The 19,337-nt window shown below is 71.3% G+C and carries 19 protein-coding genes; 10 read left to right on the top strand and 9 right to left on the bottom strand.

Going from position 1 to position 19,337, the window contains the following annotated elements; all coding sequences use genetic code 11:
* Both G3I65_RS33185 and G3I65_RS33190 read right to left on the bottom strand, forming a co-directional pair.
* The coding region (locus tag G3I65_RS33185; protein ID WP_239071604.1) for a PfkB family carbohydrate kinase at positions 1-196 on the bottom strand (196 nt) is incomplete at its 3' end.
* Positions 193-1,074 (bottom strand): SIS domain-containing protein, encoded by an 882-nt coding sequence (locus G3I65_RS33190; RefSeq protein WP_160699600.1) that lies wholly within the window; start codon positions 1,072-1,074, stop codon positions 193-195. The genes G3I65_RS33190 and G3I65_RS33185, both read right to left, overlap by 4 nt.
* 273 nt (positions 1,075-1,347) lie before the next feature.
* Between G3I65_RS33190 and G3I65_RS33195 the strand changes: the two genes are divergently transcribed.
* The 7 genes from G3I65_RS33195 to G3I65_RS33225 all read left to right on the top strand — a co-directional run bounded on the left by G3I65_RS33195 (position 1,348) and on the right by G3I65_RS33225 (position 11,793).
* Entirely contained in the window at positions 1,348-2,742 is a 1,395-nt protein-coding gene (locus G3I65_RS33195; RefSeq protein ID WP_160699601.1) for an ABC transporter substrate-binding protein, read from the top strand.
* Positions 2,742-3,698, top strand: a complete 957-nt coding sequence (locus tag G3I65_RS33200) for a carbohydrate ABC transporter permease (RefSeq protein ID WP_160699602.1) — start codon at positions 2,742-2,744, stop codon at positions 3,696-3,698. The genes G3I65_RS33195 and G3I65_RS33200 overlap by 1 nt, the downstream gene beginning before the upstream one ends.
* Positions 3,679-4,584: a carbohydrate ABC transporter permease gene (locus G3I65_RS58870; protein WP_160699603.1), complete on the top strand. Its 906-nt coding sequence runs from the start codon at positions 3,679-3,681 to the stop codon at positions 4,582-4,584. The genes G3I65_RS33200 and G3I65_RS58870 overlap by 20 nt, the downstream gene beginning before the upstream one ends.
* Positions 4,585-4,590: 6 nt before the next feature.
* Complete coding sequence (locus G3I65_RS33210; RefSeq protein WP_160699604.1) at positions 4,591-5,637, top strand: ABC transporter ATP-binding protein; 1,047 nt, start codon at positions 4,591-4,593, stop codon at positions 5,635-5,637.
* Complete coding sequence (locus G3I65_RS33215) at positions 5,634-7,487, top strand: DUF5107 domain-containing protein (protein WP_160699605.1); 1,854 nt, start codon at positions 5,634-5,636, stop codon at positions 7,485-7,487. Before G3I65_RS33210 ends, G3I65_RS33215 begins: the two co-directional genes overlap by 4 nt.
* 78 nt (positions 7,488-7,565) lie before the next feature.
* The gene (locus G3I65_RS33220) at positions 7,566-8,351 is read left to right on the top strand and encodes a DeoR/GlpR family DNA-binding transcription regulator (RefSeq protein WP_160699606.1); all 786 of its coding nucleotides are present in this window, start codon (positions 7,566-7,568) and stop codon (positions 8,349-8,351) included.
* A 322-nt stretch (positions 8,352-8,673) separates the two neighbouring features.
* Entirely contained in the window at positions 8,674-11,793 is a 3,120-nt protein-coding gene (locus tag G3I65_RS33225; protein WP_160699607.1) for a TIM-barrel domain-containing protein, read from the top strand.
* A 66-nt stretch (positions 11,794-11,859) separates the two neighbouring features.
* Here the strand turns inward: G3I65_RS33225 and G3I65_RS33230 are convergent, their stop codons facing one another.
* Genes G3I65_RS33230 through G3I65_RS33240 form a run of 3 tightly spaced genes read right to left on the bottom strand, consistent with a single transcriptional unit; the run spans position 11,860 to position 14,936 of the window.
* Positions 11,860-13,293, bottom strand: coding sequence for an alpha/beta hydrolase (locus G3I65_RS33230; RefSeq protein WP_160699608.1), 1,434 nt, complete (start codon positions 13,291-13,293; stop codon positions 11,860-11,862).
* 27 nt (positions 13,294-13,320) lie between these two features.
* On the bottom strand, positions 13,321-14,040 hold the full coding sequence (locus G3I65_RS33235) for an ABC transporter permease (RefSeq protein ID WP_160699609.1): 720 nt from the start codon (positions 14,038-14,040) through the stop codon (positions 13,321-13,323).
* A gap of 11 nt (positions 14,041-14,051) precedes the next feature.
* Positions 14,052-14,936, bottom strand: a complete 885-nt coding sequence (locus G3I65_RS33240; RefSeq protein ID WP_160699610.1) for an ABC transporter ATP-binding protein — start codon at positions 14,934-14,936, stop codon at positions 14,052-14,054.
* Positions 14,937-15,044: 108 nt separating this feature from the next.
* Here G3I65_RS33240 and G3I65_RS33245 point away from each other — a divergent pair, with 108 nt between their 5' ends.
* The 3 genes from G3I65_RS33245 to G3I65_RS33255 are packed head-to-tail and all read left to right on the top strand — an operon-like array spanning position 15,045 to position 17,340.
* A complete protein-coding gene (locus G3I65_RS33245; RefSeq protein WP_160699611.1) occupies positions 15,045-16,184 on the top strand; it encodes a histidine kinase in 1,140 nt (379 codons plus the stop codon).
* On the top strand, positions 16,181-16,783 hold the full coding sequence (locus tag G3I65_RS33250) for a response regulator transcription factor (protein WP_160699612.1): 603 nt from the start codon (positions 16,181-16,183) through the stop codon (positions 16,781-16,783). The genes G3I65_RS33245 and G3I65_RS33250 overlap by 4 nt, the downstream gene beginning before the upstream one ends.
* A 41-nt stretch (positions 16,784-16,824) precedes the next feature.
* Positions 16,825-17,340, top strand: coding sequence for a TetR/AcrR family transcriptional regulator (locus G3I65_RS33255; protein WP_160699613.1), 516 nt, complete (start codon positions 16,825-16,827; stop codon positions 17,338-17,340).
* Between the two features lie 4 nt (positions 17,341-17,344).
* Here the strand turns inward: G3I65_RS33255 and G3I65_RS33260 are convergent, their stop codons facing one another.
* The 4 genes from G3I65_RS33260 to G3I65_RS33275 are packed head-to-tail and all read right to left on the bottom strand — an operon-like array spanning position 17,345 to position 19,281.
* Entirely contained in the window at positions 17,345-17,632 is a 288-nt protein-coding gene (locus G3I65_RS33260; protein ID WP_160699614.1) for a hypothetical protein, read from the bottom strand.
* Positions 17,633-17,642: 10 nt separating this feature from the next.
* On the bottom strand, positions 17,643-18,053 hold the full coding sequence (locus G3I65_RS33265) for a hypothetical protein (RefSeq protein WP_203612581.1): 411 nt from the start codon (positions 18,051-18,053) through the stop codon (positions 17,643-17,645).
* Complete coding sequence (locus G3I65_RS33270) at positions 18,050-18,976, bottom strand: metallophosphoesterase (RefSeq protein ID WP_309235854.1); 927 nt, start codon at positions 18,974-18,976, stop codon at positions 18,050-18,052. Before G3I65_RS33270 ends, G3I65_RS33265 begins: the two co-directional genes overlap by 4 nt.
* Positions 18,973-19,281: a cupredoxin domain-containing protein gene (locus tag G3I65_RS33275; protein WP_309235855.1), complete on the bottom strand. Its 309-nt coding sequence runs from the start codon at positions 19,279-19,281 to the stop codon at positions 18,973-18,975. Before G3I65_RS33275 ends, G3I65_RS33270 begins: the two co-directional genes overlap by 4 nt.
* Between the last annotated feature and the right edge of the window lie 56 nt (positions 19,282-19,337).

The raw sequence follows: 19,337 nt of genomic DNA on the forward strand, positions 1-19,337 counted from the left end.
CGGACCCGGTCGGCCCGCCGGCGGTGGCGATCGCGTGCACGTCGACGCCGAGCGCGTGCAGCACGCGGGCGACGTTGACGCCCTTGCCGCCCGCCCGGTGCCGGACGTCGCGCGCCCGGTGCACGGCGTCGGGCACCAGGCCGTCCACCGTGTACGTGACGTCGAGCGCGGCGTTCGGCGTCACGGTGACGATCATGTGAGCACGACGGACCGCGTCAAGCTGCGCGGGTTGTCCGGGTCGAGGCCCTTCCGGCGGGCGATCGCCCCGGCCACGAGCTGGGCGCGGACGAGGTCGGCGAGCGGGTCGAGACCGCTCTGGACGAACGTGCCGCCGGCCTGCCGGACGTCGTCGGCGAGCCCGTCCGGCGCGGTGCCGAACATCCAGGTCACCCGGCCCGGCTCGCTGATGCTGATCGGGCCGTGCCGGTAGTCCCACGCGGGGTAGGACTCCGTCCACAGCAGACACGCCTCGCGGAACTTGAGCGCGGCCTCGTTCGCGATGCCGATCGACCAGCCGGTGCCGAGGAAGCTGAACTGCTCCGCGCCGGTCAGCTCGGCCGGCAGCGGCTCGGCCAGCACCCGCTCGGCCTGCGCGACGACGTCGGTCAGGTCCTCGCCGAGGTGCGCGCGCAGCATGGCCAGCGCCGTGGTGGCGAACCGGGTCTGCACGACCGAGCGTTCGTCCACCGAGGACAGGTCGACGACCGCGTCGGCGGTGCCGGCGACCTCGCCCGGCACGCCGGTGATCACCGTGGTCTTCGCCCGGCCGCGCAGCTTCGCGAGCAGGGTGTGCACCTCGGTCGTGGTGCCCGAGCGGGTCAGCGCGAGCACGTGGTCGTAGGCGCGGCCGACCGGGAACTCGGACGCGGCGAACGCGTCGGTCTCGCCGAGCCCGGCGGTTTCGCGCAGCACCGCGTAGGCCTGGCCGACGAACCACGAGGTGCCGCAGCCGACGATCGCCACCCGGGCGCCCGCCGCGGGCAGCCACCCTTCGTTCGTCGCGGCCAGCGCACCCGCTTCCCGCCAGCAGCCGGGCTGGCTGGCGATCTCCGCAGCCATGAAGGTCCCGCTCATGAACTCCCCATCCGTGCCGGTTGTGCGCAACACCTGTCACGGTAGATGCAAGTTTGTGCAACGTCAACGTGTCAATCGATCACTTGCGCGCAGTGGATGCGTCGAGGTGCGCGCAGGTCCCGACGTGTGGTTACGTGCCTGATCACCCGAGCACCTCGGACTTTGGCGGGCGGACGGGAGCGGCAGCCCGGTGTTGACAAGTGCTCGAAAGGTGTTAAAACTGCGCAGCAACGCGCAGATGGCGTGTTCCTCATCGATGCGGGCGGTGGCGATATGCGGCGGAGCAAGCTCATGGCGTTGACGGCGGGGGTGTCCCTCCTGCTGGCCGGGTGCGGCGGGGGTGCGGACACCGGCAGCGGGACCGGCGAGAACGCCCTGCCCGGGGTCGACCAGTACCTGAACGCGCCCTGCCCGGAAGCGGGCGTCAAGCCGGCCACGGACAAGGAGTTCACCTACTGGGCCATGTGGACCGCCGACGAGCCCCAGGGCAAGGTGCTCCAGAAGGCGTTCAAGTGCTTCCAGGAGAAGACCGGCGTCAAGGTCAACGTCCAGTGGCTGGGGCGCAAGGCCTACACGCAGAACCTGGTGCCCGCGCTGAACACCGACGCGGTGCCGGACCTGTTCGACCAGGACGTCAGCAAGGTCGGCGCGGCCATCATGACCCCGGGCGGCACGCAGGGCCTCGACGACGTCTTCGCGATGAAGGTCGGCGAGGGCGACAAGACGGTCCGGGACGTGCTGGCCAAGAGCTCGTACGACTTCCCGCAGAACAAGGACAAGACCGGCCAGAACTTCATGGTGCCGTACACCGTCCAGTCGAGCGCCTGGTGGTACAACAAGGCTTCCGCCGGTGACGTCCAGCAGCCGAAGACGATGGACGACCTGCTCGCGCTGTTCGACAAGGCGAAGGCCGACGGCAAGGCGGCGATCAGCCAGGACGGCGACATCCCGTTCTACAACATGTACTTCTTCACTCAGCTCGCCGAGCGGTACGTCGGCGCGGGCGGGCTGAACAAGGCCGCGTCCGACAAGACCGGGCAGCTGTGGAAGACCGAGCCGGGCTTCCTCAAGGCCGCCACTGAAACCGCGAAGCTGCCCAAGTACTTCATCGACGGCTGGGACGCGGCGAAGTTCCCGCAGGTGCAGCAGCGCTGGGCGGACGGCGACTCGCGCTACCTCTACGTCGGCACCTGGGCGCCGAGCGAAACCCGTGAATACCTGGACAAGCAGGGTGCCGGCACGAAGATCGACTACGGCTCCTTCCAGTTCCCGATGCCGTCCGGTGCCACGCACGACACCGTCGAGCAGATGTCGATCGGGTTCGCCGTGACGAAGAAGGCCAAGCACGCCGAGGCCGCCAAGGCGTTCATCGCCTACTTCCTCAACAAGGACATCCTCTCCGGCATCCCGGCGGTGGCCGACAACCTCGTGCCGCGCGCCGACCTCGCCGTGCCGGACGACCTCAAGCAGGTCAAGGCCGCACTGGACGACCCGGAGAAGGAGCACGTCCTGCAGTACGACGGGATCGACGGCATCGCGGGCGGCAAGTGGCAGACCGACGTCTTCGACCCGGCCGACACCGCGCTGCTCAAGGGCCAGCTGACGCCGGAGCAGTTCGTCGACCAGCTGGCTGCCAAGGGCGCCGGTTTCTGGAAGAACCAGGGCTGATGGCCACGCTCACCACGACGACGGCGGCACGGGCTCAGGGGGCCCGTGCCGCCGGCGGCGCGCACCTGCGCCGCAAGAGGCGGCTGTTCTGGCCGTTCGCCGCGCCCGCGCTGGTGCTGTACCTGGCTTTCCTGGTGCTGCCGACGATCGGGACCGTGGTGCTGTCCTTCACCAGCTGGGCCGGCGCGGGGGACACGCCGAAGCCCAACGGCGTCACCAACTACACGCAGATGTGGGCGAGCGACTCGTTCCAGTACGCCTTCCGCAACACGCTGGTGTACGTCTTCGCCGGCGGCGTCGGCACGTTCGCGCTGGCGTTCCTGTTCACCATGGTGCTGCGGGACATGCGCGGCGGCAAGGTCGTGCGCGCCATCCTGTTCTTCCCGAACATCGTCGCGCCGGTGGCGCTCGGGATGTTCCTCGGGTTCGTGTTCAAGTACCAGCCCGGCAAGCAGGGCCTGGCGAACTACGTCCTCGAGCACGTCGGCGCGGACGCGGCCAAGTTCCTGGCCCCGGCCAACGTGACCGGCGTCGTGACGGCGTCGCTGATCTGGGCCAGTTCCGGTTTCTACATCACGATCCTGATGGCCGCGGTCGACCGGATCCCGCCGTACCTCTACGAAGACGCCGAGCTGGGCGGCGCGTCGCCGTGGCAGAAGTTCCGCAACATCACGCTGCCGATGACGTGGGACGTCGTCGGCGTCGCCGGGGTGCTGTGGACGATCAACGCGCTGAAGATCTTCGAGCTGGTCTTCGTGCTGGCCGGGCCGGGCACGTACGCCCCGCCGAACCAGGCGTGGACGCTCGGCATCTACGTCTTCGACCGGACCTTCGGCTCCAACGGCACGCCCGACTTCGGCGCGGCGTGCGCGTGCGCGGTGGCGATGATCGCGCTGGTGTCGATCCTGGTCGTGCTGCTGAGGCGGGTGATGCGTCGTGACGCGATCCAGTTCTGAACTCGTGCGGCGGGCCCCGCGCAAGCCGCGCCCGGCCCCGGGCTCACGGCGGTTCAGCCCGCTGCGGCTGCTGGGCTCGGTGATCGTCTGGGCGTTCACCGCGGGCAACGTCCTGGTGCTGTACTGGCTGCTCACGGCCGCGTTCAAGACGCCGGTGGAGATCTTCACGAAGCCGTTCGCGCTGCCGTACCAGTGGTTCCACGTCGGCAAGCCGTTCCGCAACTTCGTCTACGCGTGGACCAACGCCGGGTTCGGCGACGCCGTGCTGACGACGGTGGTCCTGGTCGGCCTCGCCACGGTCGCGACCGTCGCCGTCTCCGCGCCGTGCGCGTACGCGCTGACCCGGCTTGGCGTGCGCGGGTCCGGGCCGCTGACGAACGTCGTCGCGATCGGCATGGGCGTGCCGTTCCAGACCGTGATCATCCCGCTGTTCGTGGTGCTCAGCCGGATCCACCTGGACAACGAGTACGGGCTCTTCCTGCTGTACGTCGCGTTGTCGATCCCGTTCACCGTGTTCCTGCTGACCGGCTTCTTCCGCTCCCTGCCGGACGAGCTGGAGGAGGCGGCGTCGCTGGACGGCGCCTCACCGGCCCGGACGTTCTTCGCGGTCATGCTGCCGCTCGCCCGTGGCGGCCTGATCACGGCGCTGATCCTCAACGCCATCGGCCTGTGGAACGAGACGCTGCTGGCGATCGTGTTCCTCAAGGACCAGGCGCACTTCACCCTCTCCCGCGCGCTGTTCACCTTCTACGGCGCGGCGAGCTACCAGTCGGAGTACGGCGGCCTGATCGCCGGCGTGGCGATCGTCGTGCTCCCGATGCTCGTGCTGTACCTCGTGCTCGCCCGCCGGATCATCACCGGCCTGACCCTCGGCGCCGGAAAGTAGGAGCAGATGGCCACCGTGAGTTTCCGGGCCACGACCCGGTTCTACGCCGGGGTGGACCGCCCGGCCGTCGACGGCTTCGACCTCGACGTCGAAGACGGCGAATTCCTCGTCCTGGTCGGCCCGTCCGGCTGCGGCAAGTCGACGACGCTGCGGATGCTGGCCGGGCTGGAGGGCGTCGACGAAGGCTCGATCCACATCGGCGACCGCGACGTCACCGAACTCGCGCCGAAGGACCGGGACATCGCGATGGTGTTCCAGAACTACGCGCTCTACCCGCACATGACCGTCGGGGAGAACATCGGCTTCCACCTGAAGCTGGCCAAGATGCCGAAGGCCGAGCGTGAGCGCCGGGTGCGCGAAGCCGCCGCCGTCCTCGACCTGACGGAGTACCTGGACCGCAAGCCGGCCAAGCTGTCCGGCGGGCAGCGCCAGCGCGTCGCGATGGGCCGGGCGATCGTGCGCGAGCCGAGCGTGTTCCTGATGGACGAACCACTGTCCAACCTGGACGCCAAGCTGCGGGTGCAGACGCGGACGCAGATCGCGTCGCTGCAGCGGCGGCTGGGCATCACGACGCTGTACGTCACGCACGACCAGGTCGAGGCGATGACCATGGGCGACCGCGTCGCGGTGCTGCGCGACGGCGTGCTGCAGCAGTGCGACACCCCGATCGGCCTCTTTTCCCGGCCGGTCAACGTGTTCGTGGCCGGGTTCATCGGGTCGCCGTCGATGAACCTGCTGGAGACGAAGGTGGACGAGGCGCCGGTGCCGCTGACCCCGGCGCAGCGTTCGGCGCTCACCGGCCCCGGTCTCGTCGTCGGGGTCCGGCCGGAGGGCTGGACGCTCGGCGCGGGCGGTTACGAAGCCGTCGTCGAAGTGGTGGAGGAGCTGGGCAGCGACCAGTACCTGTACTGCCGGGCGGGGGAGCGGGTGCTGACCGTGCGGACGCCGGGCATGGCGCCGTGGCAGCGCGGCGAGCCGATCACGCTGACGCCGCAGCCGGCCGCGGTCCACCTGTTCGACGCGGCCACCGGGGAAAGGCTGCCGGACGCATGACCGGGCTGCGCCGGACGTCGCTCACCCTGCCCGCGGCCGAGCTGGGGCCGGAGAACCCGCTGCCGCCGCTGGTGAAGCCGGAAGCCGTGGCGTCGGTGTCCAATGTGGACGAGCTGCCCGCAGACTTGGCCGCCGGGCTCGCGTACGGGCGGCTCGACACCGTGCTGCCGTGCCGCCTGCAGGACGGCTACACGCGCGACCGCGAGGTCCGGGAACTGCCCGCGCTGGTGCTGGAGAACGACCACCTGCGCGCGACGATCCTGCCGTCGCTGGGCGGGCGGCTCTGGTCGCTGGTGCACCAGCCGTCCGGGCGCGAGCTGCTCTACCGCAACCCGGTGTTCCAGCCCGCGAACCTTGCGCTGCGGGACGCCTGGTTCGCCGGCGGTGTCGAGTGGAACCTCGGCAGCACCGGACATACGACGCTGACCTGCGCGCCGATGTTCGCCGCCGCGGTCGACGGTCCGGACGGGACGCCCGTGCTGCGGCTGTGGGAATGGGAACGCACCCGGGACCTGCCGTACCAGCTGGACTTCTGGCTGCCTGCGGACTCGGAGCACCTGTTCGTCGGCGTGCGGGTCCGCAACCCGCACTCCCACGACGTCCCGGTCTACTGGTGGTCGAACACCGCCGTGCCGCAGACGGCGTCGACGCGGGTGCTGGTGCCCGCGGACCAGGCTTGGCATTACGGCTACTCGGGCCGGCTCGACCTCGTCGACGTACCCGGGGAGCTGACCTATCCGGCGCGGGCTTCCGCGGCTGCGGACTACTTCTTCGAGGTGGCCTCGGATCGCCCGTGGATCGCGGCGGTCGACGAGACCGGCGCCGGACTCGGGCAGGCGTCGACGGCCCGGCTGCGCGGCCGGAAACTGTTCCTGTGGGGCGAATCCGCGGGCGGGCGGCACTGGCAGGAGTGGCTCGCGCCGGGCGCGGAGACGGGGTACCTGGAGATCCAGGCGGGCCTGGCCCGCACGCAGCTGGAGCACCTGCGCCTCCCGCCGGGCGAAGCGTGGGACTGGCTGGAGGCGTACGGCCCGGTGACGGCGGACCCGGCCGCGGTGCACGGCGAGGACTGGCGGGCCGCCACGGACGCCGTCACGGGACTGCCGCCCGCCGATGTGCTGGCGGCGCGGCACCGGGCGTGGCGCGAAGTCGCGGACGCCGACCCGGGTGAGCTGCTGGCCACCGGTTCGGGCTGGGGCGCGCTGGAAACCCTGCGGATGGTGGCGTGCTTGCCGGGCACGCCGTTCCCGAAGGAGACGCTGGGGCCGGAGCAGCAGCCGTGGCTGGACCTGCTGGACGGCGAGGTGCCCCAGGGTGATCCGCGGGTCCCGCCGCCCGCGACGCTGGTCAACCGGTACTGGGCCGACCTGCTGGAGTACACGGCGGACACCTGGCTGACGTGGTACCACCGCGGCGTCGCCCGCTGGGCGGCCGGTGACCGGGACGCGGCGCGGGAAGCGTGGCTGTCGTCGGTCGCGGCGGAGGAGAACGCCTGGGCGGTGCGCAACCTCGCCGTCGCCACCTCGGACGTCGAGGAAGCGGCGCGGTGGTACCGGCGGGCGCTGGAGCTGGCGCCGGACGTGCGGCCACTGCTCGTCGAGGCGGTGTCGGCGCAGCTCGCGGCCGGGCGTGCGCCGGTTTCACTGCTGCCCGAACGCCCCGAGGGGCGGCTCGCGTTGCTGACGGCGCTCACCCGGCTCGCGGCGGGGGACCGCGCGGGCGCGAAGGCCGTGTTCGACGCGGGATTCGAGGTCGCGAACATCCGCGAAGGCGAGACATCCCTTTCGGACACCTGGAAAGCGCTCTCGGCGGACCCGATGCCGGCGGCGTACGACTTCCGGATGAAGTAGCGGCGCGGCGTGCCGGGGCGCGGCAGACGACGGCGATGCAGCATACTGCTGGCCGAGAGTGAACTAGGGAGTACCGCGATGGCCCGGCACGAACGCTTGAGCACCCTGCTGGACATGCTGGGGCAGCGGGAAAAGATCGACGTCGAGGACGTGGCCGCGGAGCTCGACGTCTCCGCCGCCACGATCCGCCGCGACCTCGACCACCTGGCCGAACAGCAGCTGCTCACGCGGACGCGAGGCGGCGCGGTCGCCAACGACCTCGCCTACGACCTGCCGCTGCGCTACAAGACCGCGCGGCACGTGCCGGAGAAGCAGCGGATCAGCACCGCCGCGGCCGCGTTCGCCGCGAAGGGCATGGTGGTCGGCCTGAACGGCGGCACCACGACCGCCGGCGTCGCACGGGCGCTGGCCATGCGCCCGGACCTGTCCGGCCGCGGGGACGCCCCGGGCCTCACGGTCGTCACCAACGCGCTGAACATCGCGCACGAGCTGGCGGTCCGCCCGAACGTGAAGATCGTGGTCACCGGCGGCGTCGCCCGGCCGCAGTCGTTCGAGCTGAGCGGCCCGCTGGCCACGAGGGTCCTCAGTGAACTGACGATCGACCTGCTGTTCCTCGGCGTGGACGCGTTCGACCCGGACGCGGGCGCGTTCGCCCACCACGAGGGCGAGGCCAGCATCAACCGCCTGATGGTCGAGCGCGCCGAGCGCGTGGTCGCGGTGGCGGACGGCTCCAAGCTGGGCCGCCGCGCCTTCGCCCGCATCTGCGAGACGACGCAGGTGCACGCGCTGGTGACGGACACCGACGCCGACCCGGACGCCGTCCGCGCGTTCGAGGCCGCCGGAGTCGCGGTCCAAGCGGTCTGAGGCTCTCCGGAAGTTCACGCGCTTCGCGGACCGGCCGGGATGTCAGGGTCCCGGCAAAGTCGCGCCGGCGAGCGGGTGACCGGCCACAGAGTCGCCTGGCCGCGTGGTCTGCCCGGCGTCGCGGGGACGACATGAATGAGTCATTCATGTCGTCTGGCGAGGTGAATGACTCTTTCATGACATCTCCCGGGGCGCTGCGCTTTCGCGGCGCCGCGACGGAAGTAGGGCAATCGGGTCTCTGAACCGGTCAGGCAGTGACACTGCGCGAAGCGTGCGCTATACAGAGCACATCATGCGTGTTAGTGCGCGAAAGGTGTCATTAATGAACAGACTTGCGCAATCGCTTACCTGTCTGGCCGCGGCCGCCGCCCTCGGGCTGGCGCCCAGCGCGGCGTACGCGGACTCGCCGGCCGGCCACCTCGGCGACCTGACCGGTGTCTCCACCGACGGCCCGGTGGTCACGCTGAAGTCGGGAGCCGCGGCGGTGCGCGTGAGCTTCCCGGCCGCGAGCGCCGTCCGGATCTGGCTCGCCCCCGACGGGAACTTCACCAACCCGGCGGGCGACAAGATCGTCCTGCCGAAGACCACGGCCCCGGCGACGCCCCAGCGCGTCGACAAGGGCGCCTACTGGGCCATTTCCACGCCCCAGGTGACCCTGCGGGCCTACAAGCACCCGCTGACGTTCGCCCTCTACGACGGCGCGGACCGCACGCAACGCTGGGCGGAGGCCGCGCCGCTGTCCTGGACCGGCGCCACGACCACGCAGACCCTGGCCCGGACCGCGGCCGAGCAGTTCGTCGGCGGCGGGGAGCAGAACGGCCGGTTCAGCCACCGCGACCAGACGATCAAGATCTTCGCCGACGACAACTGGAACGACGGCGGCGCGCCCAACTCGCAGCCGTTCTACGCCTCGACCGCGGGCTACGGCGTGCTGCGCAACACCTTCGCGCCCGGCAGCTACTCCTTCACCAGCCCGGTGAAGACCACGCACGACGAGCGCCGCTTCGACGCCACCTACGTCGTCGGCAACGGCCTGAAGGACGTCGTCTCCGGCTACACCGACCTCGTCGGGAAGCCGTTCCTGCCGCCCATCTACGGGCTCGAAACCGGCGACTCCGACTGCTACCTGCACAACGCGAACCGCGGCGAGCGGCACACGCTCGACGCGGTGAAGATCGCCGAGGGCTACACCCAGAACGGCATGCCGAACGGCTGGATGCTCGTCAACGACGGCTACGGCTGCGGCTACGAAAACCTGCAGCAGACCGGCGAAGGCCTGCGGAAGAACAACATGCAGCTGGGTCTCTGGACCGAGAACGGCGTGCCGAACCAGGCCGAAGAGGTCAAGGCCGGCGTGCGCGTGCGCAAGCTGGACGTCGCCTGGGTCGGCCCCGGCTACCAGTTCGCGCTCGACGCCTGCGACACCGCGTACAAGGGCATCGAAGACAACAGCGACGCGCGTGGCTTCGTCTGGCAGCCGGTGAGCTGGGCCGGCGCGCAACGCTGCGGCGTGCTGTGGAGCGGCGACCAGGCCGGGTCCTACGACTACATCAAGTGGCAGATCCCGACGTACGCGGGCGCGACGACGTCCGGCATCGCCTACAACACCGGCGACATCGACGGCATCTTCGGTGGCAGCCCGCAGACCTACGTCCGCGACCTGCAGTGGAAGACGTTCCTGCCCGCCGCGATGACGATGGACGGCTGGGCGTCGTCCGACAAGCAGCCGTGGCGCCAGGGCGAGCCCTACACCTCGATCAACCGCAAGTACCTGCTGCTCAAGGAAAGGCTGCTGCCCTACACCTACAGCTATTCGACGCAGGCGCACCAGACCGGCGTCGGCCAGGTCCGGCCGCTGGCACTGGAGTACCCGGACGACCCGAACGTCTGGACGGACAAGGCCAAGTACGAGTTCCTGTCCGGCACCGACTTCCTCGTCGCGCCGGTCTACGAGAAGGCCAACGTGCGCAACGGCATCTACCTGCCCAAGGGCACGTGGGTGGACTACTGGAGCGGCAAGACGTACACCGGACCCACCACAGTGGACGGTTACGACGCTCCGCTGGACACGCTGCCGCTGTTCGTCCGCGCCGGGGCCGTCGTCCCGATGTGGGCCGAGGGCACGAAGTCGTGGCAGACCCGGGACAAGGGCGAACTCGACCTCGACGTCTACCCGCAGGGGCACGGGAGCTTCACGCTCACCGAGGACGACGGCGTGACCCGCGGCTATCAACGCGGCGAGCAGGCCAAGCAGACGTTCACCGTCGACGCGCCGCAGTCCGGCGCCGGCACGGTGACCGTCGGGATCGGCGCGAGCAACGGGACCTACGCGGGCAAGCCGGCCGCGCGGAACTACCTGCTGACCGTCCACACGGGATCGAAGCCCGGCACCGTCCAGGCGGGCACGTCGGTGCTGCGTGAGTACGGCAGCAAGGCCGACCTCGACCAGGCGTCGTCCGGCTGGTGGTACGACCCGGCCGGGAAGGGTGTCGTGCGCGTCAAGACCGGGCAGGTCGGGGACCGTCAGGACGTCCGCCTGTCCGGCACGAGCGCGGTCGGCGGCTTCTTCCCCGAGGACGACAACGGCTCGGTGGCGCTGACCGTGCCGGCGGTCGCCGCGGCGGGCCAGGCCGTGACCGGCACGCTCGGGTTCACCAACGGCACCCCGCTGCCGGTCCAGGACGTCCGCCTTTCGGTGCAGGGCAACGGTTTCCAGGCCGACGTCCCGGCCGCGCCGAAGCTCGTCCTGCCCGGCCAGACGGTGCGGGTCCCGGTCAAGCTGACGCCGGACGCCGGGCTGAAACCGGCGGACTACCAGGTCACCGCGACCGCGTCCTACCAGGCCCGGCTGGGCGCGCACCAGGTCACGGACTCGGCGACCGTCACCGTCCCGTACGCCTCGCTGGCCGCGGCGTACGGCAACGTCGGCGTCACGGACGCGGCCCATGTGACGGCGGGCGACCTCGACGGCGGCGGCAGCAGCTTCCGCGCGGAGGGCCTGGCGGAAGCGGGCCTGAAACCGGGCGCCGCGTTCACCGCGAACGGCGCCACGCTGACCTGGCCGGACGCCGGGACCGGCCAGGCGGACAACGCCGTGGCCGCCGGCCAGACCATCGCCGTCCGGGGCACGGGCACCAAGCTGGTGCTCGCCGCCACCGGCACCGGAACGGCCAAGGGCACGGTGTTCGTCCAGTACGCGGACGGCACCACCAGCCAGGCCGACGTCGGCGTCCCGAACTGGTGCTGCGCCGACCCGGCCCAGTACGGCGCGACCACCGTCGCGACCGTGCTGGGCAAGAACACCCGCACCGGCCCGGCGTACCCGACGACGCCGTACCGGGTGTTCGCGAACTCCGTCCCGCTGACCGCGGGCAAGCAGGTGGTGGCGGTGACGCTGCCGTCGAACTCGGCCCTACACGTGTTCGCCACCGGTATCGCGTGAGAACGGGTCGTGAGTGTTTGGTCGGGTTCTAACCCGACCAAACACTCACGACCCTCCTGGCGTGCCTCAGCTTCCCGCGGGGCAGAACGTGTCGCCCGGCCGCTTCCCATCTACCAGGTACTCGGTCACGAGCGAGTTCCCGCACTGGCTCGGTGTGAAGAGGTAAGCCCCGTGCCCGCCCTGGTCGATCGTGATCATCCGGGCGCGGTCGCCGAACGCCGCGCGCAGCTTGCGGGCTCCGGACAACGGCGTGCCCGGGTCACGCTGGTTCTGCACCATCAGCACGTTCGCCGGGCCGTGGCCGGTGATCCGCACCCGTGGCTCGGCCGGCGGGGCCCAGTAGGCGCACGCCGCGATGTTCGCGCTCGCCGCGCCGAGCAGCGGGTAGCGGACGCGGTCGACCGCGACGTCCAGCTGGTAGCTCGCGATCGAGCGCGGCCACGCCGAGTCGCCGCAGATCACCGCGAACCGGGACGCCAGCAGGTTTTCCACGCCGGTCACCGGTTCCGCCGGCGGCTTCGGGGCCCGGCCCTGCTCGAGCCCCTGCCAGTCCCCGGCGAGCTTCGTCAGGTCCGTCGAGTACAGGCCTTCGAACGTCAGGCCGCGGAAGACCGAGCCCGTGACGCCGCCGACCGGGGTGCGGTCCAGCCGCGTGGCCAGCTCGTGGAACTTGGCCGTCACCTGCGAAGGCGTCGTGCCGAGCCCGTACTCCGGGTGCTTCGCCGCGAACGCCGCGAAGTCGGGGAACCGGTCCTCCATGCCCCGCCCGAAGCCGCGCATCGCGTCGATGTCGTAGCCGCCCGGCCCGAGGCTGCTGTCCAGCACGAACCGGTCGCTGCGCTCGGGGAACAAGGTCGTGTACACCGCGCCCAGGTAAGTCCCGTAGGACGCGCCCAGGAACGACACCTTCGATTCCCCGAGCGCCGTCCGGATGCGGTCCATGTCCCGCGCGGTGTTCGCCGTGGTGACGTACGGCAGCAGCGATCCGGTCTTCGCCCCGGCGCACTGCGCGGCTTCCCGCTTCGCGAACGCGGCCTGCTTCACGACGTCGGCCGGGCCGTTCGCGTACGGCAGGTTGCCGACCGCGATCTGCTCCGGCGTCAGGTCGCACGTCACCGGCGTGCTGTGCGCGACCCCGCGCGGGTCGAACCCGACAATGTCGTAGGAGTCGAGCACTTCTTGGGGCAGCTTCACGTACTTCAGCAGCTGCGGGTAGTCCAGGCCACCGCCGCCGGGTCCGCCCGGGTTGGTCAGCAGCACGCCCCGCCGCTTCGCCGGGTTCTTGCTCGCCAGGCGTGACACGGCGATGTCGATCGTCCGCCCGTCCGGCTCCCGGTAGTCCAGCGGGACTTTCAAGGTCGTGCACTGCAGGTCCGGTGTCGGGAACGCCCCGGCGGGGCACGGGCCCCAGTCCACAGTGGCCGGTGTGGCGGACGCGGCGGGGACGGCGGTCGTCGCGCCGAGCACGGCGAGCACGGCCACCAGCAAGGCTTTGCGCATCGGGATTTCCTTTCGTTCGCGCCGCGCTCAGCGGCGCGGTTCCCAGCGGAAGAGGCGCGTCGCGAGCACGACCGCGACGAAGACCCAGGCGAGGGTCGGAGCGAAGAGGAGCAGGGAATCGGCGGCCGGCTTCCCGCCGTTCCACGCGTCGAGCACCAGCTCGGCCGCCGAACCGCCGGGCAGCAGGCGCTTGAGCAGCGTGAGCTCGCCGGTGCCGGTGAGCCCGACCCAGCCGGCCACCGCGATCACGCCGACGCTGACCGGCAGCGTGGTCACCTGCGCGTGCTCCGGCGAGTTCGTCAGCCCGGCCGTGGCCAGGCCCAGCGCGAGCATCATCACCACGGTGGCCACGACGGCGGCGGTCAGCAGCAGCGGGTTCGCCGGCCTCCCGGTGACCACGGCCAGCACCGCGAGCAGCACGGCGATCTGGACCACCGCGATTGCGGTGACCGGCAGCAGCAGCCCGCCGAGGATCCCGGCGTCCCCGGCCGCGGTCGAGCGCAGCCGCTTGAGGAACAGGTTCTGGCGGCGGGCGGCCAGCGTCGTCACCGTCGTGGTGTAGAGGCCGATGCCCAGCACGAAGAACAACGTCAGCGTGGCGATGTAGCCGAGGCTCCCCAGCTCGGTGAAGACGTCGTGCCGGGCGATGAAGAACGCGCTGAGCGCCGCCGGCAGCACGAGGGCGGTGACCAGCACGAGCCGGTTCCGGAAGAGCTGGATCAGCTCGCCGCGAGCGATCGTCAACATGGGTCGTCCTCTCAGGAGTTTTCGATGGCGCGGAAGACGTCGTCGAGCCGCGTCGGCCCGGCCTGCAGGTCGAGCAGCTCCACGGCCTGGTCCTGCGCCCAGGCGAGCAGCGTGTGCAGGTCCTTCTGCAGCCCGAAGGTTTCGACGAGGAACTTGCCGTCCACGCCCCGCGTGGCGAGCAGCGGCGGCGACGGCGCGTGGGTCGGGAGTCCGAAGTGGATGGTCGAGGGCAGCGTCCGGGTCAGCTCGGCGACGGTGCCCTCGCGGTGGAGGGTGCCCTGGTGCATGAGCCCGATGCGGTCGGCGCGCTGCTGGGCTTCCTCGAGGTAGTGCGTGGTGAGCACGACCGTGGAGCCGTCCTCGCGCAGCCGGTCGACGGCGTCCCAGAGCGCGTCCCGCGACTGGATGTCGAGGCCGGTCGTGGGCTCGTCGAGGAAGACCAGCTCGGGCGTGCCGTAGACGGCGGTGGCGAAGTCGAGCCGCCGCTTCTCCCCGCCGGAGAGCTGCCCGACCCTGGTGGCCGCCTTGCGGGTGAGGCCGGCCACGCCGAGCAGGCGCCCGACGTCGTCGCGCCGTCCGGTGAGCCGCCCGACCAGCCCGACGGTCTCGCGCACGGTCAGGTCGGCGGAAAACCCGCTCTCCTGCAGCATGATCCCCAGCCGCGGGCGGACGGCGGCGCGGTCGCGGGGGTCCTTCCCGAACACCCGCACGGCACCCGAGGTGGGCGCGCGGTGGCCTTCGACCGTCTCCAGAGTCGAGGTCTTGCCGGCGCCGTTCGTGCCGAGCAGGGCGTACAGCTCCCCGCGATCCACTTGGAACGAAAGGTCTCTCACGGCGGGGAAGCCGCCGTAGGTGAGGGTGAGGCGAGCGACGTCGATGACCGGTGTCGTGGACATGCCTCGAATTCCAGCGGGAATTTCCGCCACCCGGCAGTGCGGCCGCGTCACCCGGATCCGTGACGTGGTGTCACTGGTGCGGCCCGCTCAGCCGGATACGCTCGGCTGGTGGAGGTGCCGACGATCGCGCGCAGGACGTCCTGGACCGGCGGGAAGGTCCAGGAACGGCTGCGCCGGCTGAACCTGATCACGACCGTCCCGCCGCTGGCGCTCGTGGGCGTGTTCCTGCTGCTGACGACCGCCCGGTCCGGGTGGCACGTCGTCATCCAGGTCGTGGGGCTGCTCGCGGCGCTGGCGACGGCCGAGCGCTGGACCGCGGGCGACTACCTCCGCGTCGCGCGGCCGAGCCTGGCAGTCACCGCGGTGGTGTGGCTGGCCGGGTCGCTGACCGACGACACCGCCGCGTTCTTCGGGCTGTCGGTCGTGGGGTCGTACCTCATCCCGCCGCTGCCCCGCCACCGGCTCGCCGCGCTGGCCGGGCTGGCGGTCCTGATCGCGGGGCTGGGCGCGGCGAACGTCCTCGTGCACGACGACCGGATCGGCTGGCGGCTGTTCCAGTTCGCCGCCGTGCCCGCGGCCGCCATGCTGGTCTCGACCGCGTTCATGTTCGTCAGCCAGCGCTTCTTCGACCTGATCGCGGAGCTCGAGCAGTCTCGCGAGCGCGAAGCGGACCTCGCCGTCACCCGGGAGCGGGTGCGCTTCGCATCCGACCTGCACGACATCCAGGGGCACACGCTGCACGTAGTGAAGCTGAAGGTGGCGTTGGCCGAGAAGCTGCTGGACCGCGAACCGGACCGGGCGCGCGAGGAACTGCGTGAGGTGCACGAGCTGGTCGGCGACACCATCGTCCAGACCAAGGAACTCGCCCACGCCCAGCGGCGGCTGAACCTGTCCGCCGAGCTGGAGAACGCGAAGAACCTCTTCGAGGCCGCGGGGATCCACGTCCGCGTCGCGCGTGAGTCCGAAGTGGACGCCACCGCGGGCGAGCTGCTCGGCCAGGTCCTGCGCGAGACGACGACCAACATCCTGCGGCACGCCGAAGCCCGCCAGGTGGGGATCACGCTCACCCGGCGCGGGATCGCGATCGCCAACGACGGCGCCCCGGACACCGGCCCGCTCGAGCTGAGCGGGCTGGCGGTGCTCCGGCAGCGCCTGGCGGAGCACGGCGCCGAGCTGGACGTCTCGCAGTCCGACGGCCGCTTCCGCACCGCGGCGGCCTTCCCCGCGCCGAAGGAGGCCCGACGATGACTACGGTGGTGCTCGCCGACGACGAAGCCCTGCTGCGCAAGGCACTGGCCGCGTTGCTGCCGCTGGAAGGCGCGATCACGGTGCTGGCCGAGGCCGACGACGGCGAGTCGGCGATCGCGGCCACCCTCGAACACCGGCCGGACGTGCTGGTCATCGACCTCGAGATGCCCCGCGTGGACGGGCTCGGCGCGGTCGAGAAGATCCGCCGCGCGCGGCCGGAGCAGGTCATCCTGATGCTTACCCGCCACGCCCGCCCCGGCGTGCTCCGCAAGGCGCTGAAGCTCGGCGTCCAGGGCTTCGTCAGCAAGGCGGCGGAACCGGCCCACATCACGTCGGTGATCAAGACCCTGCACGCGGGCAAGCGCTGGATCGACCCGGACGTCTCGGCCCTCGCCGTCGTCGACGACTGCCCGCTGACCGACCGCGAGCTGGACGTCCTGCGCGCGACCCGCGAGGGCTTTTCGGTGGCCGACATCGCCGGCCAGCTGCACCTCGCGGAGGGCACGGTCCGCAACTACCTGTCGAACGCGATGCAGAAGACCCAGACCCGCACCCGCCACGAAGCGGCCCGGTACGCCCGTGAGCACGACTGGCTGTAGCCGGTTGGCCGCTTGACACGGGGCGGTGTCATGCTGTTTGGGTGATCGACCCCGAGTGGCGGGAGCGGCTCGTGCACGCCGCCGTCCGCCTGGCGCAGCACGGTGGCCTCGCGAGCATCACCGCGGAGACGGTGACGGCGGAAGCGGGCCTCCCGCCCGGCGCGGCGGCCGAGCACTTCGACTCGGTCCCGGCCCTGCTGCTCGAGGTCGGCGCCCGCGTCCTGCGGCTGCGGACGGACACGCAGCGCGAGTGGCTCGACGGAACCGGTCCGGAGAACGTGGTGGCCCGGCTGGCGGAGCTGATCCACCACCAGCTGACCGAGCAACGGGCGACGAGCGTGGTCGCCTACGAGCTGTACGCGCTGGGCACCCGCCACGAGGAGTTCCGCCAGGCCAGCCGCGTCGCCAACGCCCGCCTGCGCGAACGGCTGGCGGAGATCCTGCCCCCGGCCCAGGCCGCCCGCCTGGCCGCCACCGCCGACGGCTTCCAGCTCCAGTGCCTGTTCGAGGTGGAGACGCCGACGGTGGAGCAGATCCAGTGGGTCCTCACGGGCTGACGGTTCAGCGAAGAGCCGCGACCGCCACGACGACGACGGGCACGGCACCGAGCACGACGCAGGGCAGCCCGGCGAGCCAGCTTGCGCGGCGAGCCGACCAGACGGTTGCCCCACCGGCCACGACCATCCACGCGACGGCGCCGGCGAGCCAGGCGAACGCCGGGCCGGAGCCGGTCCAGTCGCGGCTGTTGGTGGCCAGCCCGGCGATGAGGAGGAGCGCGCCTCCGGCGGCGGTGCCCAGGGCGATCAGGACGAAGCCCAGGGTCATGACCACGATGTTCGCCGCGCGCACGTCCGGCAGCCTATCGGCGGGCCCCGGCGCGATGACCACGGTCTTCGCCGCGCGCGCGTCCGGCGCCCGACCGGTACGCCGCGACCCCGACCAGAGCCAGCACCGCCACCTCGGCCAGCACGCTCAGCAACGCCTGCGGCGCGGGCTGGAACCCCCGCTCCGAGAACCCGAACAACCCGATGGTTCGCGACAGCACGAACCCGGCCAGCGCGCCCGCCGCCAGCCCCGCCGCGGCGAGCCGCAGCAGGAACGGCCCACCCACCAGCAGCAGGAGCGCCACCGCGAACGCCGCCGACGCCTGCACCAGGAACGCCGGCCCGATCACCGGGATCACCCGGTACCCGCCGGCGTACAACTGGGCGTGGAGGAACCCGCTGGCCGCGAGGCACACCGCCGTCGCGATGCGGAGGACGAGGTTCATGCCAGCTTCACGTCCTTCACCGCCAGGCCCGGCCCGCCGGGGCGGTAGGACACCTCGCGGATGCCCAGCGCGTCGGCGAGCTTGCCCGCGGGCAACGTCACCGGTGTCGGCGCGGGCCGCGTTCCCGGCTGCGGCAGGGGGTACGCCGTCGTCGTCGCGCTGTGGAACGTGATGTTCCCTTCGGTCTTCGTGAACAGCTGGTGCACGTGCCCGTTCAGGCAGGTCACCGAGGAGAACCGCCGCAGGTACGACAGCGCCTGGGTGGCGTCGTCGGTGCCCCAGCCCCACGCCGGGTACATCGCGAACAGCGGGATGTGGCTGAACACCACGATCGGCGTGTCCGAGCCGAGCTTCGCGACGTCCTTGCGGACGAACTCCAGCTGGTCCGCGCCCAGGTGCCCGAGCTTCTCCAGGCTCAGCGTGTTGACCAGCGCGATGAAGTGCACGCCCTTGACGTCGAAGCTGTACCAGCCGTCGCCCGCCGTGCCGGCGCCGAACGCCTTGCGGTACTTCTGGCCGGCGTCGTCGACCGAGTCGTGCTCGCCGGGCACCGTGGACACGTGCCCGGTGTCGAGCGTGCCCAGCATCTGCTTGACCTGGTCGAACTGCGCCGGCGTCGACAGGTGCGTCAGGTCGCCGGTGTGCATCACGAAGTCCGGCCGGTACCCCAGCCCGTTGATCTGCGTGAGCGCTTCGGAGAACGAGGATTCGACGGCGGTGTTGGCCGGGCCCTTGAACCCGAGGTGGCTGTCGCTGACCTGGACGAACCGCAGCGCGTTCGGGTCGTCGACGGCGGCGGCCTCGCCCGGCGCGGCGACGTGGCTGAGCACCTCGCCGCCGGCGACCGTCAGGACCACCGCGGCGCCGAACCACGCCGTGTGGCGCAGCAGCTGGCGCCGGGTCATGCCGTCGGAGTCGGTCACGGCGTCACCGTCACGGTCGCGGTCATGAACGGGTGGATCGTGCACAGGTACTCGAACGTGCCCGGCGTGGTGAACGTGTACTGATAGGACTGTCCGGTTTGGAGGGTCGGCGACCGCAGCGGCCCGCCGGACCCGGTGCTGGTCACCGTGTGCGCGTCCTGGTCCTGGTTGGTCCAGGTGACCGTGGTGCCCTTCTTGACGGTCGTCGACGCGGGCGCGAACGCGAAGTCCTTGATGGCCACGGTGTTCGTGGTCGAGTTCGCGGCCGCGGACGGCGGTGGTGCCGCGCTCGGCATGGGCGGCATCGACGGCGGGCTCGTGGCGGGCGGCGGCACGGCGCAGGCCGTGAGCGCCAGCGCCG

Source organism: Amycolatopsis sp. SID8362 (genome assembly GCF_010550475.1).
In the GTDB taxonomy this organism is placed as follows: Bacteria; Actinomycetota; Actinomycetes; order Mycobacteriales; family Pseudonocardiaceae; genus Amycolatopsis; species Amycolatopsis eburnea.

What these genes read in the sequence shown, in the direction of transcription:
- G3I65_RS33240 (WP_160699610.1), bottom strand. Translation starts at nt 14,936, where the DNA reads ATGTCCACGACACCGGTCATCGACGTCGCTCGCCTCACCCTCACCTAC.
- G3I65_RS33250 (WP_160699612.1), top strand. Translation starts at nt 16,181, where the DNA reads ATGACTACGGTGGTGCTCGCCGACGACGAAGCCCTGCTGCGCAAGGCA.
- G3I65_RS33265 (WP_203612581.1), bottom strand. Translation starts at nt 18,053, where the DNA reads ATGAACCTCGTCCTCCGCATCGCGACGGCGGTGTGCCTCGCGGCCAGC.
- G3I65_RS33235 (WP_160699609.1), bottom strand. Translation starts at nt 14,040, where the DNA reads ATGTTGACGATCGCTCGCGGCGAGCTGATCCAGCTCTTCCGGAACCGG.
- G3I65_RS33275 (WP_309235855.1), bottom strand. Translation starts at nt 19,281, where the DNA reads ATGCCGCCCATGCCGAGCGCGGCACCACCGCCGTCCGCGGCCGCGAAC.
- G3I65_RS33195 (WP_160699601.1), top strand. Translation starts at nt 1,348, where the DNA reads ATGCGGCGGAGCAAGCTCATGGCGTTGACGGCGGGGGTGTCCCTCCTG.
- G3I65_RS33225 (WP_160699607.1), top strand. Translation starts at nt 8,674, where the DNA reads ATGAACAGACTTGCGCAATCGCTTACCTGTCTGGCCGCGGCCGCCGCC.
- G3I65_RS33200 (WP_160699602.1), top strand. Translation starts at nt 2,742, where the DNA reads ATGGCCACGCTCACCACGACGACGGCGGCACGGGCTCAGGGGGCCCGT.
- G3I65_RS33190 (WP_160699600.1), bottom strand. Translation starts at nt 1,074, where the DNA reads ATGAGCGGGACCTTCATGGCTGCGGAGATCGCCAGCCAGCCCGGCTGC.
- G3I65_RS33230 (WP_160699608.1), bottom strand. Translation starts at nt 13,293, where the DNA reads ATGCGCAAAGCCTTGCTGGTGGCCGTGCTCGCCGTGCTCGGCGCGACG.
- G3I65_RS33210 (WP_160699604.1), top strand. Translation starts at nt 4,591, where the DNA reads ATGGCCACCGTGAGTTTCCGGGCCACGACCCGGTTCTACGCCGGGGTG.
- G3I65_RS33220 (WP_160699606.1), top strand. Translation starts at nt 7,566, where the DNA reads ATGGCCCGGCACGAACGCTTGAGCACCCTGCTGGACATGCTGGGGCAG.
- G3I65_RS33215 (WP_160699605.1), top strand. Translation starts at nt 5,634, where the DNA reads ATGACCGGGCTGCGCCGGACGTCGCTCACCCTGCCCGCGGCCGAGCTG.